Consider the following 15,555-nt stretch of genomic DNA (forward strand, 5'->3'; position numbering starts at 1 on the left):
CCTACGACGGCCCCATGGACCAACAAACGGGGGACTCCGCTCTACCGTTTGCAAAAAGCAATCACCGATGGCGGCTTAGGGAGAGTCCATTGAATTCTCTTCTGACCTACAATAACTTGACTCGGTCGCTGGGTCTTTGCTAGAGGGAGTTTGTACCCGATTATGCTAAACTGATTCCGTCATCGGGGCCCCCGGTGGTTGAATCAGGAAAGGAGCGGCTTGCCAGTGAAGCGACGCGGACCCAGGGTCATGCTCATTGTTCTTGTGACCGTTGCACTCTTGGCAGCTTTAATTCTGACGGCCCTTCCCGGAACAACGAGGTCCCGTATCGGCGATTATTTTGGGGGGATCTTCGACCCGCTCGTATCGAATTTCCAAAAGGGATTTTCACTGATAGGAGGTTATTTCGGGGCTGTCAGCGAGAATAGGAAACTGCATCGCCGGATCGAAGAACTGGAGGAGGAAAAAGCCGGCCTGAATATGCAAATTCTGCAAAACCTGAATAAAATCCGGGCCTACGAGGAATTGAAAGATGCCCTGAAACTGACGACTTCTTTTGAAGACAAGGATATTCATGGGGCGGCAGTCATTAACCGGGAACTGGGTCCGGCCTTTGATTTGATGAGAATCAAGGCGGGACGGGTACACGGGATTTCGCCCGGAGCCAACCAAACTCTTCCCGTCGTTGATCAGAACATGGCTCTGATCGGGCGCATTCACTCGTCGGAGCTGATGTCGAGCAAGGTGCTCCCCCTGCTCCACGAGGCCTTTGCTGTCAGCGCACAGGTGGAAGGCAGTTACCGGTCTTCTTTTCGCGTTCGCGGCGATCTTGAATGGCAGCAGCAGGGCATGTGCCTGGCGGACAATATTGCTGAGGGTATTCCCATTCGTGTGGGTGACCGGCTTGTCACTTCGGGTGAAAGCGGTATTTACCCTGAGGGAATTCTGATTGGAACCGTGGCGGAAATCATTCCGGATGCCAGTGGCAGCATAATGTCCTGCCTTGTGATACCGGCAGCTGATTTTGATGATCTTCGCTACGTGTTCGTATTGGCGGATCCAGATCATGAATCGTGAAGTGAATTTGGGAAGGCGCCTGGCTGTCTATGTGCCTGCCTTTATCATTTTGTCACTCCTGCAGCTTAGGATGTCCCTGGATACTGCTTTGCCCTTTCCTGACTTTCTTTTGATTTTCCCTTTGCTGGTCGCTTTGTGGACGCCGGGTTATGACAGTTTTTTCCTGGGTCTTGCAGCGGGATTTATCCGCGACTACGCAGCAGGAAGAGGCTATGGCCCGGGCATGCTGGCAGCTATGATTCTCAGTCTTTGCGCAAACGCTCTGGCGGGCAATGGCTGGAAAAACTTTGCCGTCCGGGGCGGGCTTCTTCTCCCGGGCGCAACAATGGTCCACGAGCTGACCATGGCCGTGTATGCCTGGCTGATTCCGCTCGATCAAAACCTTCCTTCATTCGGCACTGCCATCAAGGTGTCATTTTCCCAGCTGCCATTGAAGCTTGCGGCCAACATGGCGGGAGCGCTTGCGGTCACCGGATTTTTCAGCCTGGCCTTTTATGAAAGGCGGGCCGGCAAAGAAGCGGAGGGGCTGACGGGGATAGTCAGGGAGGTGGATCATGATTGATCAGGCTGGCAGACCTGAACCGGTGCAACCGTCCTTTCTGCCTGCAGCAACTGTCAGGAAGACAGAAGGGGACAGAACTTCCCTGCTCTTTCCCGGGGGCCGGAGGTTTGCCCTTCTGATCAGCATGGTTGTCGCAGCCCTCCTGATTATTCTGGTACGGACAGGGTCGCTTCAGCTCTTCGGCAGACACGACGCCTTCATTCCTGAAACGGTGGGAAAGATGAGCGAGATCACGCTTGAAGCGCCGCGAGGTGATATTGTGGACCGTAATGGGATACCGCTGGCTGTTTCCGATGCAGTTGACCGGGTTGAACTCGTCTCCACCCGGATGACCAACGAGCAATTGAACAGATTCTTGCTTGATTTGGCCATCCTTTTCGACGACTACCACAGCAGTTTTAACAGTCCTTTACTGAACTGGTTCGACCTGCCGCAGGAATACAGGGAAGAGAATCTTCTCAAGACCGAGGAATCGCTCCGGTTTGTATTCCGCCGGCCGGCTGACGAGATCAATTATTGGCAAACTGACAAGGATCTCTTCAACTTGATTGATCGCGACAAGGCAACCACGGAACGCCAGAAGCGCCGCATGGTCCGGGAAGACCCGGATGAGTTTTTCGACTTCCTGCTCTACGACTTCTTTCGGATTGAGCCGGACCGGGCTTCAGGCAGCAGACTTTATACCGATGGAGAGGCTTTCCTGATCATTCAGCTCCGCTATCTTCTTCTCGAAAACAACTGGCTCTTCGCCAGCCGCCGGCCTGTCACGCTGGCAGACGCAGTTCCGGAGGGGCTTTCGGCCAGACTCATCGAGCAAAACTATAAATACCCCGGCGTGGTTGTGACTAAACACTACAAGAGGCGCTACACCGAGAACAGCCGCTATCTTGGCCATGCACTCGGCTACATGGGCCGTATTTCATCGCCGGAATACAGCCGTTTGAAGTCGGCAGGCTATTCCATCAATGACTTGATTGGTAAAACGGGCGTCGAACAGGCAGCCGAACCTTATCTGCGTGGCGAGTCAGGGACGGCGACACTGGTTTCCTGGCACGGCGAGGGTTCAGCCAATCCGGTTACCTTCCCGGGGGAAACGTCTGTACGGCCCATGGCGGGGAAAGAAGTCAAACTCACCCTTGATCTGAACCTTCAGAAGGTAGCCCGTGAAGAGCTCGAGCGCAAAATCATGGAATTCCGGGGCGGCACACACAAGGACAGAAAGATGGAGGCGCCGGGCGGCTGTGTGATCGTCCTTGATGCCAGGACCGGCGCCGTACTGGCCAATGCCAATTACCCGGATTACGATCCAGCCGACTTTTTGCTGCAGGACAAGGACCCCGAGGCTGCGAAACGCGTGGCGGACCTGCTCAAAGATACCCGCTACCGTCCTCTCCTGAACAGGGGGATCTCGGAAGCCTACACGCCGGGATCGACATTCAAGCCTGTGACTGCCATGGCCGCACTGGAAGCCGGGGTCATCACACCCTACCGCAATGTATTGAAGTGCCGGGGTGTCCAGGAGATCGGCGGCTTTATCTGGCGCTGCTACGGATGGCATGGGGATATCGGACTGACCCGTGCCATCGTGACTTCCTGCAACCTGTACTTTTTCCAGATCGGGGTTGAGACGGGGATTGACCGGATCAGCGAACTGGCCCGGTCTCTGGGGCTGGGTGAGATGCCTGGCCTTGACATCTCCGGTGAAGCAGCTGGTGTGCGCCCTTCGCGGGAGGTCAAGAAACAGCTGAATGCCCTGGCTGAGGACCAGACATGGTTCATTGCCGATACCTGTCAGACTTCTATTGGCCAGTTTTACAACAGTTACAGCATGCTGCAGATGGCCAGGGCCATTGCCGGCCTTGCGACCAACCGGCTCCCTACACCCCACTTCATCAAGGAAATTACCTCCCCCGAAGGGGAAATTATCATCCCCGAGCAAATCGAATCGGTCGAGCTTGGACTTAATCCTCTTAATGTGTCCGCGCTTCGCGAAGGCATGGTTGGCCTGTCGAAGGAAATGAGCAACCGGACAGGAGTGCTCCTGCACGATTTTCCGGTTCGCGTGGCCTGCAAGACCGGAACAGCGGAATCCTATAATGAAAAAATGGAGCCCATCTCCAATTCTGTCTTTGTCTGTTACGCGCCGGCGGACGATCCTGAGATTGTCATCGCTCACGCCATATCGGACGGTGCCTACGGAGAGTACTCAGCAGATATCTCATACCGGATACTGTGTGAGTATTTCGGTGTCGAACCGGTCCACGCCCGGATGGGATCCTATGATGCCTATCGGGGCCGCTAGCTCTTGTGCTCCTGGCTGGCATCGTTTACAATAATGAACAGCGCTTCAGGTAAAGTGCATAGAATCGGGAAAGGGGATACGTCTGCGTTGCCGGCGTATCAGGGTATACGGCATGAAAATTGTACTGCTGTCTGATATGACCAGAAATGAATTGCTCGTAAACTTTTGCATTGCATATAAACAGATTTTGAGCAGGCATGATCTCATTTCGCCGCTTGGCACGGCCCGGCTTATCAAAGAAGCGACTTCGCTCCTGCCGGAAACCTATTCGTCAGATATTGACAGCATATACAGCCGACTGGCTTCGCTGGCCCTGTACAACGAAATTGATGCGGTCATCTGTTTGCGCGATCCGGCTCAAACCGCCACCGAATCCCAGCAGCGTCTTTTCCAGGCATGTGATGTGAACAGCATCCCCTTTGCGACCAACACGGCGACAGCCGAAATCCTGGTGCACGCAGTCAACCGGGGGGACCTTGACTGGCGCGAGCTCCTGCGTCAATGATGAGATGGCTGCCAATTACAAGTGAACTATCCTATTCCCCGGAAAGATTCCGCCGCTGCAATACTTTTTTGCTGACGCTTGCCGGTCAGTCAGTTCTCTTCGATCCTTCCATTTTGCCGGATTTAGTGCCGGGTTATGAAACTGTCAGGACCCTCTACGCAACACATGCACATTATGACCACATTGGCGCCATCAAGCTCTGGAAAGAAAAACTGCCCGCGGCTCACTTTGTCATGCATGCCGAAGATGAACCCATGCTGGGGGATGCGGTGGCCAATGCCTCCATTCTTTTTGGCCGGCCTTCCACCTTCTGCCGCCCCGACCTGATACTGGGGAACGATGACGAAAGGATCTTTGATGACCGCTTTGGTGTAAGGCTTGTCCACACACCCGGCCATACCATGGGTTCATCCTGCTTTTTGATTGCCAGACGAGACGGAAACCAATGGATTCCACAGGCCCTCCTTACAGGGGATACCCTGTTTGACTGCGGCTGGGGCCGGACAGACTTCGTGACAGGGAACGACCAGCTGATGCGCCGTTCACTGGAGGCCTTGTATCGTCTGCTGAAGGACTTGCCCGCCGATCTGCCCGTGTGTCCGGGGCATGGGGGGATTACCAATGCCTCCCAGGCATGCCGCTTTCTCCATAGCAGCGGCTTTTCCGGCTGATCCAAGAAGAAAACCCAAGGACAAAAAGGCCAAAGCCGACGGCCTGTGTCAGGAGCAGGCCGTCTTTGTCAGGCCAGTCCACGCCATGATAGGTGGCAAAGGAGGGGGACATGGGGTTTTCTCTTGAAGCCATGGTGGCGATTCCCTGCTGTCTGACCATTTTGGCTAATCTGACCGGCCTGGCCGGCCCTCTTGCTGTGAGCGTCAGGACGACAGGAAGCATTGCGGCCTATGCGGCCATGCGAAAAGAGGACAGCGGCTATACCTGCCGGCATTACACCGCAGAAGGTGCAGGGTCGGCCATTCCCGCCGTTGAGACATGTCCGCAAAAACTTGTTGAAGCACTTTCCCTGGCAAAAGATCTGGCAGGATATATCCGGCCAGGGGGGCATGGAGCGGCTCCTCCGTGATGCCACGCCAGCCCAAATCCCCCCCCGGGCTTAAAGCCGCCGGTTCAGTCAGCCTTGCCCTGTGCCTGGTGCTGCCTCTCATCATGGTTTTGTTCAGCAGCATTCTCTTGCATAGCAGGAGGACACGGGCCGAGGTCGACCTGGTCCGGGGAACGGCACTGACAGCCGAATCAATTCTCGCGCTTTATGACCGGGAGCTTTACCGGAAATTTGGCCTTTTCGCCTATGACTGCCTGTCAGCCGATCGCGCCTCCTCAACTTTGATAGGCCCCGGCAGCGATGTCCGTTACGGCTATACCCCGCAGGCACCTTTGAGCGATCCATCTGCCATCAGGCAGGGTATTGCGCGCCACATGACCATTCGGTCGGCGACCTCATTGATTGCTGAGGCGGTGGACAAATTCGGAAAGATTCGGGCACTGAAAAGGGACATACCGCTTGACGCCCTGGAAGATCTGATCCCCGGCGCAGCAGACAGCAGCTATGCGTCTGCTGACCCTGACCTGAGCTACGAGGACGAACCTGACTGGTTGGACCAATACCAGGCTTACATGGACGATGAGTTGCGTGCCGTTTACCAGAAAGGATTATCCCAGCTGGCGCCCGCCCTTCTTCCCGCTCCGGACGGGAAGATGGAATACTTGCATTACGACCCCTTTGACAACAGTGGGCTGGACCGCCTGGGAACCTTGGTCGATCATGCGCTTTTCGTAGTTCCCGACGGTTTCCTGGACCGAATCCTCCTCATGGAATACACCTTGTCTTATTTTTCGAATGGCGTTCCTTTTGTCGTCCGTGACGGGATCAGGATCGATGACAGGACGCCGGACGGCCGGGTGCTTGCATCTTTTTCAGCCCTGCGGGATCGCGAGGCTGAGGAGATCGCAACGGGCCTGGGCGGAAATGCAGGTTCATACGCCCTGACTCTTTTCATCAGCTCCATCCGCATGGTCATGCATTTTCTCCACGTATTGACGGATGAGTCGCTGCTGTCCATGTACGAAATTGCTGCCGGGGTTATCGCGACTGCTGTTGCGGCCATCACCCTTGGCGAGGTAGTCCTTCCCCCCGAGGCGGTGATGTGGGTGCTGGTGGCCGCAGCTGTCCTGGGTCAGGCGGCCCAGGATACCTTCCGCTTGCAGAGAGGTTATGAAGTAGACCTCTGGCCTGGAACCAGCTCAATCAACGTAGGCATGCGCTACCGCGACTACCTGCGCCTCCTGATTCTGGTGCAGCAGCCCGAGGTCATATCGGAAAGGATTGCCGTGGTGGTCGGCCGGCTTGTTCCCGGGCCTCATTATACGGAGGTGATATGCCATGGTGAATGGGAGGGTGTGAAGGTGACACATGCTGCCTCCTATCTTTCGCGGGAATATGCCCCCGCCTTGCCATGAAAAGCCTGAATGATAAAAGTGAGAAGGGTCGACTGCACGGGATGCTGTCCCTCGAGGCAGCTCTCATTTTTCCGGTCATCCTCACCCTGCTCCTTGTCTTCGTCGGGGCAATCCATGGTGAACAGGATGCCATGATCATTTCGCATGCGCTTGATCAGACCTCACGGGAAATCGCGCTCCTTTTGCCTCTGGCTGATTTGCTTGACAATATGGCTGAACCGCTTTCCGGAATCAGGGAGCTGATTCCGGACCGGACCTTGGCCGGCATGGTGGAGAGCGGCCTTTCCGACATTGCGGCAACCGTATTGGCATCACCTTTCATACTCCAGCGGGTTGATCACTGGGTCCGGGCCACGGCACACAGCCAGGGAAGAAGAGCGCCATCCGGAGCCAGGCGGCTTGCCATCGATTTTGACAAGGATCGGAGGACCATCTGGCTTTGCCTCTCATTTCAACAGAACGGATTTCTGGCCGGTCAAATAATTGAGGTCAAGTCACGGGTTCCTGTTTGGAATGCGCATCCGTTTTCTGAGGGGCCGGAAGAGGATGAGCAGTCTAAAGAAGGAATCTGGTCACTCCCCAATTTCGAACGGGGACAGGCCTTCAGAAGAATTTTTGGCGGCCATCTGCCGCACTTTTATCCGGTCATCGCCGGCTGGAACGGCCATGAAGCAGTCTCGATCAAGAGCATGGACTTGACCGCTCCCTCCTGGTCCTCGTCTGCAGCAGCCGGACGCCGTGTCAGGCAGCTGGTCGACCAGCTGGCTTCCTTTGAGGGAGCAGGGGGCGAAGGGCCCCTGCCCGGACAGATTCAATCAAGGAGGCTGATCCTGGTCATTCCAGACAATGAAATTGCCTGGAAGACATCCGAAACCCTTGGTCAATGGAGGTACCAGGCCAGCCTGGCCGGCGTTTCGCTCGATATCCGTGAATACGGCACCAGTCACGCCCATCAGTCTCCTGATTGGCCGGCAGGCGCACCTTAACTTAAAATAGAGTAAGATAAACAAGATATGACGATGGCCGGGATGAAATGAAATGAGTTTGATTGAAAGAGTAATCGGAACCTATTCAGATCGCGAGCTGAAGAAGATCCGCCCCCAGGTGGCTGCAGTGATCGCGCAGCAAGAGCGTTTTCGCGATATGTCCGAAGCTGAACTCCGGGGATCCACGGATCAGTTCAGGCAACGCCTCGGGCAGGGGGAAACACTGGACGACCTGCTCCCGGAAGCCTTTGCGGCTGTCCGCGAGGCCAGTACGCGTGTGCTCGGCATGACCCACTTCCCTGTCCAGATACAGGGTGGCATTATCCTGCATCAGGGCCGTATCGCAGAGATGCGGACCGGCGAGGGCAAAACACTGGTGGCTACTCTGCCAGCCTACCTCAATGCCCTGACGGGTGAGGGTGTCCATATCGTCACGGTCAACGATTATCTGGCAAGGCGGGACAGCGAGTGGATGGGAAAGATCTACCGCTATCTGGGCCTCGAGGTCGGACTGATTGTTCACGGCCTGGACCGGGATGAGCGGCGGCGCTCCTACGCTGCCCATGTGACCTACGGCACCAACAATGAATTCGGCTTTGACTATTTGCGCGACAACATGGTCATGTCCATTGAAGACTGCGTCCAGCGCCGGTTGAATTTTGCCATTGTTGACGAGGTTGACAGCATTCTGGTTGATGAGGCGCGCACACCCCTGATTATCTCCGGTGCAGGAACCGACTCTTCCGAGCTCTACCTGCGAGCCGAAGAGTTTGTCCGCAAATTGAAACCCAAATACGTCATTCAGAAGGAGGCCATGCGTACGGCGGAAGAGCTTGATGAGGCGGAATCCGGTGCGGATTATATTGTTGATGAGAAGGCAAAGAGCTCGGTTTTGACCAAGCGCGGCGTCAAACGGGCAGAAGACTATTTTGGCGTCGAAAACTTATCTGATCAGGAAAACTATGAGATCAACCATCACATCACCAATGCCTTGAAAGCGCACGGCACCATGCACGCCGACAAGGATTATGTCGTCAAGGACGGCGAAGTCATCATCGTCGATGACTTCACAGGCCGTCTTATGTTTGGAAGACGGTACAGCAACGGCCTTCATCAGGCGATCGAGGCCAAGGAAGGTGTCCATATCCAGGACGAAAATAAAACACTCGCAACCATCACCTTCCAGAATTATTTCCGCATGTATAAGAAGCTTTCCGGCATGACGGGCACGGCCCTGACAGAGGAAAATGAATTCCGTCAGATCTACAACCTCGATGTGGTATGCATTCCCACCAATATGCCCATGATTCGTTATGATGCGCCGGATGCCGTTTACCGTACGGAAGAGGGCAAGTACCGGGCTCTTCTGGAACAGGTCAGGGAGATCCACCAGACGGGCCAGCCGGTCCTGGTTGGTACCGTTTCAGTCGAAAAGTCCGAGCTCCTGTCGCGCCTTTTCCTGCGTGAAGGGATCAGGCACAACGTCCTGAATGCCCGCCATCACGAACGTGAAGCTGAGATCGTTGCCCAGGCGGGCCGTTTCGGTGCGGTTACCATCGCCACCAACATGGCAGGCCGGGGAACGGATATCCTGCTGGGAGGCAATCCTGAGTTTCTGGCAAGGCAGGAAATGCGCCGCCAGGGCTACGAAGATGAGCTTATCGAACAGTCAACGGCTCACAACGTCACGGATGATGAGGAGATCATCAGGGGGAGGCAGCTTTTTTCCTCCCTCCAGGACCGGTATGCAAAAGAGATCGCGGAAGAGAAAAAACGGGTGATTGAAGCCGGGGGGCTGTGCATCGTAGGGACTGAACGCCACGAGTCCCGCCGGATTGACAACCAGTTGAGGGGCCGGGCCGGCCGGCAGGGAGACCCGGGTTTTTCAAAATTCTTTCTCTCACTTGAAGATGATCTGATGAGGCTTTTCGGAGGCGATCGCATGGATCGGATCTTCTCCACTCTGGGTGTGGATGACGAGATGGAAATCGCGCATCCCATGTTGTCACGAAGCATTGAAACGGCGCAGAAGCGGGTGGAGGGCATGAACTTTGCCATCCGGAAAAATGTTCTGGAATATGACGATGTCATGAATATTCAGCGCAACCTGATCTACCGGCAGCGACGGGAGGTCCTGGAGGGCCAGAACCTGCATCCTTACTATCAGCGGATCATCCCGGCCATTTTGGAGAGCACCCTGGCGGACTTCGTCACTGCATCGGGAAACACTTCCAATTGGGATCTGGAAGCATTCTCTACCAGGCTGCTTGATCTCTTTGGGCCGCTGCCGTCGCTGGAACACTTTCTGCGGACAAAAGAACCGGAAGATGGCTACGAGTTGCAGCAGCTGCTCCAGGAAGATGCGCTTGGGAGGCTGGAGGCCAGGGCAGCCGAACTCGGTTCACAGGAATTACTGCAGGTCGCTGAACGCGTCATCCTGCTCCAGGCCGTCGACAGCCACTGGATGGACCATATTGATCTCATGGATGACCTGCGGGACAGCATCGGCATGAGAGGTTATGCCCAGCATGATCCCGTTGTTGAGTATAAGCGCGAAGGCTTTGAAATGTTTGAGGCCATGAATGACGCCATTCAGGTCGACGCGGTCCGCATGATCATGCGGGCCAGGCTGACCCGGGAAGAGGAGCCGGTAAAACGCCGCGTGCCCAAACGTTTGCTGGAAGGGCGCGGATCCAGCGGCTGGTCCAGGGAAGCTGCCATGACAGCCGCCCGCCAGCTGGCAGGGGAGAGCCAGTCCATGCAGGCCGGGGAACAGGCCCAGGCAAAGACCGATCCCGTGCGTGTGAAACAGCGGCCGGGGCGCAATGATCCCTGCTGGTGCGGCAGCGGAAAAAAATATAAGAACTGCCATCTGGCGCAGGATGAAAAGGAAATGAATTAATGGGGAGACAGACTTATGAAAAACAGATGGATGGATGATCGTGCGGTCACGGCAGTCCGTGTCCTTTCGATCGAGGCAGTGGAGAAGGCCCGTTCCGGCCACCCCGGCCTGCCTTTGGGGGCAGCGCCTATGGCCTTTGAGCTCTGGGCCCACCACATGAAACACAATCCGGCAAATCCCGGCTGGCTGAATCGGGATCGTTTTGTCCTGTCTGCCGGGCACGGTTCCATGCTTCTGTACGCGCTCCTTCACCTTTTTGGTTATGGGCTTCCCACTGAGGAACTGGCTTCCTTCAGACAGTGGGGCAGTCTGACTCCCGGCCACCCAGAGTATGGGCTCACCGTGGGGGTGGAGACAACGACCGGCCCCCTTGGCCAGGGATTTGCGACGGCCTGTGGCATGGCCATGGCAGAGGCGCATCTGGCAGCCATGCTCAACACTGCTGATCACCGGATCATCGATCACCGGACCTATGTCCTTTGCAGCGATGGCGACCTGATGGAAGGTATTTCAAGTGAGGCCGCCTCGCTTGCGGGATCGCTCAAACTGGGAAAACTGATTGTTCTCTATGATGACAATGACATCAGCATTGAAGGATCAACTGAGCTGGCTTTTACTGAAAATGTCAGCCTTCGATTTGAGGCTTATGGCTGGCATGTGCTCGAAGTGCCGGACGGCAATGACCGCGATGCGGTATCACGGGCGCTTGATGAGGCCAGGTCACGCGATGACCGCCCCTCGCTCATCCGGGTTAAAACCAGGATCGGCTACGGATCGCCTCTGGAAGGTTCAGAAGCCTCACACGGAGCGCCTCTCGGTCCGGAAAATCTCGAGATCACCAAGCGGAAACTTGGCTGGCCTGAAGATCTTGAGCCCTTTACGGTTCCGCAAGAGATTCTCGATTACTGCAAGTCGCTTACGGGCAGACTCAGCCAGGCCGAAGCGGGCTGGCAGGCGGTCTATGATGAATGGGCTCTGGCAAACCCCCTGCTTGCGGGCACTTTCCAGGCAGCCTTGGAAAAGAGAGATCTTGACGACCTCACCCTGGCGGAGCTTGTTGATTTGACGGACAAAGATGAAGCGACCCGTGTGACCTCGGGGCGTGCCTTGAACTATCTTTCGGGTAAAACACCCTACCTCTTCGGCGGCAGCGCAGATCTGGCGCCCTCCACCAATACTGCCATCCGGGGAGCCAGCTCTTTTTCGCACGCACACCCGGAAGGCGCCACCATCCATTTCGGCGTCCGCGAAGCCGCCATGGCAGCGGCGGCCAACGGCATCGCCCTGCATGGAAGCTTGAGGCCCTATGTAGGGACCTTCCTGGTCTTTTCCGATTATCTGAAGGGATCGATCAGGCTTTCTGCCTTAATGAAACTCCCGGTTATCTACATCCTTACCCATGACAGCATCGCTGTCGGCGAGGACGGGCCGACCCACCAACCGGTTGAGCATTTGAATATGCTCCGTTCCATCCCAGGGCTGAAAGTTTACCGGCCGGCAGGCTGCCGCGAGACTGCAGCCGCCTGGTACCAGGCCATCCACAACAAGGGACCCTCGGTGCTGGTTCTGTCACGCCAGTCAATCCCCGCAGCGGGGACGGATCCGCAGGGTGTCAGCAGGGGAGCCTACATTGCCCGAGACTGCGGGGAACCGGACATCCTGATCCTTGCCTCGGGATCCGAGCTGCCGCTTGCCCTGGAGGCCGCAAGCATGCTTGAGCCTGAAGGCATTAAAGCACGCGTTGTTTCCATGGTTTCCATGGAGGTTTTCGAAGATCAGGACCAGGAATACCGCGACAGGATTCTGCCGCCTGGCCTGCGAAAGAGGCTGGCCGTGGAAGCGGCTTCCCCGATTCCCTGGTACCGGTACACGGGGCTTGACGGCAGGATCATGGGAATCGGCCGCTTTGGAGCGTCGGCGCCTGGATCCAGGGTCATGAAGGAATACGGATTTACAGCCGAAGCCATCGTCGAGGCCTCCAAGAAGCTTGCCAGAGATTGAGAAAGGGTTGAGAATCCAAAGGGCTGTCTTTCATGGGGGATGGCGAACGCTTTGAGATTGAGCCGGATTAAAGCAAACCAGGTGAAAAGTCAGGGCTTCGTTGTTCGATTATCAAAAAGAAGATGTACTAAGAAAATGACATACGGTGAGCGTCGGCTTCCTTTAAGATACTTACTTTTATTTGACCTATACATCGAGTTGTGTGATTATACACTTTGGGAGTCGGGATTGATGTGAATCAACCACAGCCACTGAAAAGGAGATGCCGATGAAGAAGGGATTTGCAATTATTCTGGCCGTTATGCTGGCCTTGGGGGTGGTCGCGCTCTGGCAGGGTTCTGCTGAAGAGATCTTTGCGGATCCGCAATTGATTGATCCTCAGGATCCGAATGTTGATGGTAATATCAGGACCCATGGTACGGGAGGCTACCTGCTTATGGATCCTTTAGTAACGGAAACCGCGTATACGGCTACGAGTTTTCGATTCGATCTCACTTATGAAGTTCCCGCTAGTGTGCAGGCGGGTGACTTCACCTTCATCGAGCTCTGTGGGCCTCTTTTGCAAGGTTATGGCGAGGCTGAAATTACAGACGGCGCAACGACTCTCGCCCACCTTACCTTTGCCGACAAGCTCCTGACTGTCACTTATACGGACGCCTTCAGCAATGGCTACAAAGAGATCAGCTTTGAATTTTTTGCTGACCTTGATTGGCAAAATGCCATTGACGGTGAAACCTATGACGTCGGATTAAAGTTTAATAACGAAGAACCGGAGATACTGGGCAGAATCCAGTACGAATATGCTTTGGAATTTGATGATGAGGCTCTCAACAAACATTTCCAAGGGCTGGTATCAGCTGATGCGTCCGGTGTTGTGATGGGTTACAGGATTCGGATCAATGCCTCAGGATGTGAGCTCGGCGCTGTCTTGCTTGCGGATGAGATCAAAAAAGCGGGACCCTCTTACGTAAAAGACAGTGTGAAAATTTGGAAGGTGAAATTCACCTGGGATCCGGTTGAAAAAACCTACCAATTTGATGCCAACAAAAATTCCTGGATTGATGTTACAAATCAATTCCAGGCAGATATTATATTCGCAGAGAGCACTGAAGGGCTGCCCGTATTTGGCATCTGGCTTGGCAACCTGGAGGAAACCGATCAATACATTATCGAATACAATCTCAGGGCGGACTTCGCAGACAAAGTTTCGTTTGTAAACCAAGCAGAGCTCATGTCATTCGGCGAAATATTTCTCGGCCAAGTGACCTTGTTTAACGATTACATCAAGCCCGAAGGTGGTGAAAAAGAGTCCGCTGATTTCCGGATACACAAGGTGGATGAGAAAGGCTTGCCGCTGGAGGGCGCCAGCTTTATGTTGAGAAGTCTCGATGACAGTCAAAGTGAGTTTGAGCCTTATGTAACGAATGAGAGTACTGATGAAAACGGTGAAATTCTATTTGAAGGTCTTGAAATAAGAGATTATGAGCTTATCGAAACTTCTCCGCCCGAGGGTTACGAGTTGGATGACCAGGTCAATCGCTGGATTATCGAAGCAAAAGCCTTGAAGTCAGACGAAATCCTCGTCAAAAGAATTGTGAATAAGAAGAAAGCTGCGCCGCCTACGACCTCGGTTCAGGAAAAGGACGAGGAGTCGGTCCCCGCAACGGGCATCAAGACGCGCTTTGCCGTCGCGGGGGCCTTCTTCCTGTCACTGGCTGCCCTGCTGCTTGTATTCGGCCAAAGAAAAGTCGAAGAGAAATAAGGCGGGCCATCAATCGGTTCATCCCATCTTAAAATGGGTGCTGTCCCAAAAGGAGACAGCACCCATGGAGCCGAAGGTGAGAATCGAACTCACGACCTATTCATTACGAGTGAATTGCTCTACCGCTGAGCCACTTCGGCGGTCGATACCCATCTTACAAGTCAAAAAAAATCGTGTCAAGCAAAATTTTTCCGGAACCGCAAAGACGGCCCCTTCGGGGCCGCCTTTCAAGTCGGTTCTTTTTTTGTCTAGTCCTCGAGGTAGGGGATCTCATCGGGAACAAATTCGCGTGCGGCGTATTGCCTGTCCAGAGACAGGACGGCACCCGGATGATCACCGGCCCGCTTCCAGAACATGACGTTGTCGTTTCCGTTCACTTCCTCTTCAACCTGTTCAAGGATGTACCAGTCAAGGAAAAGCCTGGCGGCGCGATCGCCGTCCTCTTCAGCCGCGATGGCCATTTTATCGATGGAATCCGTGATGTATTCCTCATGCGCCAAAGCGGCTTCGAATACCTCAAGGGGGCTGTTCCACTGACCCTCGGGTGCCTCCATGGGCAGGAGCTCGACCGGTTCACCGCGCATCATCAGGTAGCGGATGAATCCCTCTGCGTGAACGACCTCCTCTTTGTACTGAACATACATCCAGTTGGCTGCCCCGGGCAGATCGTTCTGGTTGAGCCAGTTGCTCAAGGCCAGGTAGAGGTAAGCTGAAAAATACTCTTTGTTGATCTGTTCATTAAACAGTTTTCTTAATTTTCCGGTCATCTTCATCGTCGTTGTTCTCACTTTCATAAGATAGAGATGGTGGCTTGAACGGATGACAAGCCATCAAAAACTGATTTGAATATTGCTTCCAATATTATAGTCCCCCAGCGGCCGGTCACTGTTTCGCGTGTTACTGAGAATCGCAAGAATCCGGATTTTTGGCCTTGCATTTGGATCGGGCCCCGTGAATTCATGGTAAAGTAATGAGGCAGGTAA

General features: G+C 54.8%; 12 protein-coding genes and 1 tRNA gene. 11 read left to right on the forward strand and 2 right to left on the reverse strand.

From position 1 onward, the window contains the following. The first annotated feature begins 225 nt into the window (after positions 1–225). The 11 genes from mreC (at position 226) to GX839_02245 (ending at position 14,572) form a co-directional block, all read left to right on the forward strand. A complete protein-coding gene (gene mreC / locus GX839_02195; GenBank protein NLB04280.1) occupies positions 226–1,077 on the forward strand; it encodes a rod shape-determining protein MreC in 852 nt (283 codons plus the stop codon). Continuing rightward, positions 1,067–1,639: a hypothetical protein gene (locus tag GX839_02200; protein ID NLB04281.1), complete on the forward strand. Its 573-nt coding sequence runs from the start codon at positions 1,067–1,069 to the stop codon at positions 1,637–1,639. The genes mreC and GX839_02200 overlap by 11 nt, the downstream gene beginning before the upstream one ends. After that, on the forward strand, positions 1,632–3,941 hold the full coding sequence (locus GX839_02205; protein NLB04282.1) for a hypothetical protein: 2,310 nt from the start codon (positions 1,632–1,634) through the stop codon (positions 3,939–3,941). The genes GX839_02200 and GX839_02205 overlap by 8 nt, the downstream gene beginning before the upstream one ends. A 112-nt stretch (positions 3,942–4,053) precedes the next feature. Beyond that, positions 4,054–4,446 carry a methylglyoxal synthase gene (locus GX839_02210; GenBank protein ID NLB04283.1) on the forward strand — a complete coding sequence of 131 codons (393 nt, stop codon included), beginning with the start codon at positions 4,054–4,056 and terminating at the stop codon, positions 4,444–4,446. Next, positions 4,443–5,117: an MBL fold metallo-hydrolase gene (locus GX839_02215; protein NLB04284.1), complete on the forward strand. Its 675-nt coding sequence runs from the start codon at positions 4,443–4,445 to the stop codon at positions 5,115–5,117. Before GX839_02210 ends, GX839_02215 begins: the two co-directional genes overlap by 4 nt. 110 nt (positions 5,118–5,227) lie before the next feature. Next, positions 5,228–5,527 carry a hypothetical protein gene (locus tag GX839_02220; GenBank protein ID NLB04285.1) on the forward strand — a complete coding sequence of 100 codons (300 nt, stop codon included), beginning with the start codon at positions 5,228–5,230 and terminating at the stop codon, positions 5,525–5,527. Then, positions 5,524–6,921, forward strand: a complete 1,398-nt coding sequence (locus GX839_02225) for a hypothetical protein (protein ID NLB04286.1) — start codon at positions 5,524–5,526, stop codon at positions 6,919–6,921. Before GX839_02220 ends, GX839_02225 begins: the two co-directional genes overlap by 4 nt. Positions 6,922–6,962: 41 nt before the next feature. Beyond that, on the forward strand, positions 6,963–7,907 hold the full coding sequence (locus GX839_02230; protein NLB04287.1) for a hypothetical protein: 945 nt from the start codon (positions 6,963–6,965) through the stop codon (positions 7,905–7,907). Positions 7,908–7,959: 52 nt separating this feature from the next. After that, a complete protein-coding gene (secA, locus tag GX839_02235) occupies positions 7,960–10,809 on the forward strand; it encodes a preprotein translocase subunit SecA (GenBank protein ID NLB04288.1) in 2,850 nt (949 codons plus the stop codon). A gap of 15 nt (positions 10,810–10,824) precedes the next feature. Next, positions 10,825–12,810: a transketolase gene (gene tkt, locus GX839_02240; protein NLB04289.1), complete on the forward strand. Its 1,986-nt coding sequence runs from the start codon at positions 10,825–10,827 to the stop codon at positions 12,808–12,810. Positions 12,811–13,078: 268 nt separating this feature from the next. Continuing rightward, complete coding sequence (locus tag GX839_02245; protein ID NLB04290.1) at positions 13,079–14,572, forward strand: hypothetical protein; 1,494 nt, start codon at positions 13,079–13,081, stop codon at positions 14,570–14,572. 65 nt (positions 14,573–14,637) lie between these two features. Here GX839_02245 and GX839_02250 read toward each other — a convergent pair. Then, positions 14,638–14,712, reverse strand: a tRNA-Thr gene (locus GX839_02250). Positions 14,713–14,820: 108 nt separating this feature from the next. Further along, positions 14,821–15,339 (reverse strand): ferritin, encoded by a 519-nt coding sequence (locus tag GX839_02255; GenBank protein ID NLB04291.1) that lies wholly within the window; start codon positions 15,337–15,339, stop codon positions 14,821–14,823. Positions 15,340–15,555: the final 216 nt, after the last annotated feature.

The organism is Fastidiosipila sp. (assembly GCA_012511175.1).
Taxonomy (GTDB): Bacteria; Bacillota; Clostridia; order Saccharofermentanales; family DTU023; genus UBA4923.

Bases quoted from the DNA above. Each gene is read 5' to 3' on its own strand.
- GX839_02255 (NLB04291.1), bottom strand. From the start codon at position 15,339: ATGACCGGAAAATTAAGAAAACTGTTTAATGAACAGATCAACAAAGAG.
- GX839_02215 (NLB04284.1), top strand. From the start codon at position 4,443: ATGATGAGATGGCTGCCAATTACAAGTGAACTATCCTATTCCCCGGAA.
- GX839_02205 (NLB04282.1), top strand. From the start codon at position 1,632: ATGATTGATCAGGCTGGCAGACCTGAACCGGTGCAACCGTCCTTTCTG.
- GX839_02200 (NLB04281.1), top strand. From the start codon at position 1,067: ATGAATCGTGAAGTGAATTTGGGAAGGCGCCTGGCTGTCTATGTGCCT.
- secA (NLB04288.1), top strand. From the start codon at position 7,960: ATGAGTTTGATTGAAAGAGTAATCGGAACCTATTCAGATCGCGAGCTG.
- GX839_02210 (NLB04283.1), top strand. From the start codon at position 4,054: ATGAAAATTGTACTGCTGTCTGATATGACCAGAAATGAATTGCTCGTA.
- tkt (NLB04289.1), top strand. From the start codon at position 10,825: ATGAAAAACAGATGGATGGATGATCGTGCGGTCACGGCAGTCCGTGTC.
- GX839_02220 (NLB04285.1), top strand. From the start codon at position 5,228: ATGGGGTTTTCTCTTGAAGCCATGGTGGCGATTCCCTGCTGTCTGACC.
- GX839_02245 (NLB04290.1), top strand. From the start codon at position 13,079: ATGAAGAAGGGATTTGCAATTATTCTGGCCGTTATGCTGGCCTTGGGG.
- GX839_02230 (NLB04287.1), top strand. From the start codon at position 6,963: ATGCTGTCCCTCGAGGCAGCTCTCATTTTTCCGGTCATCCTCACCCTG.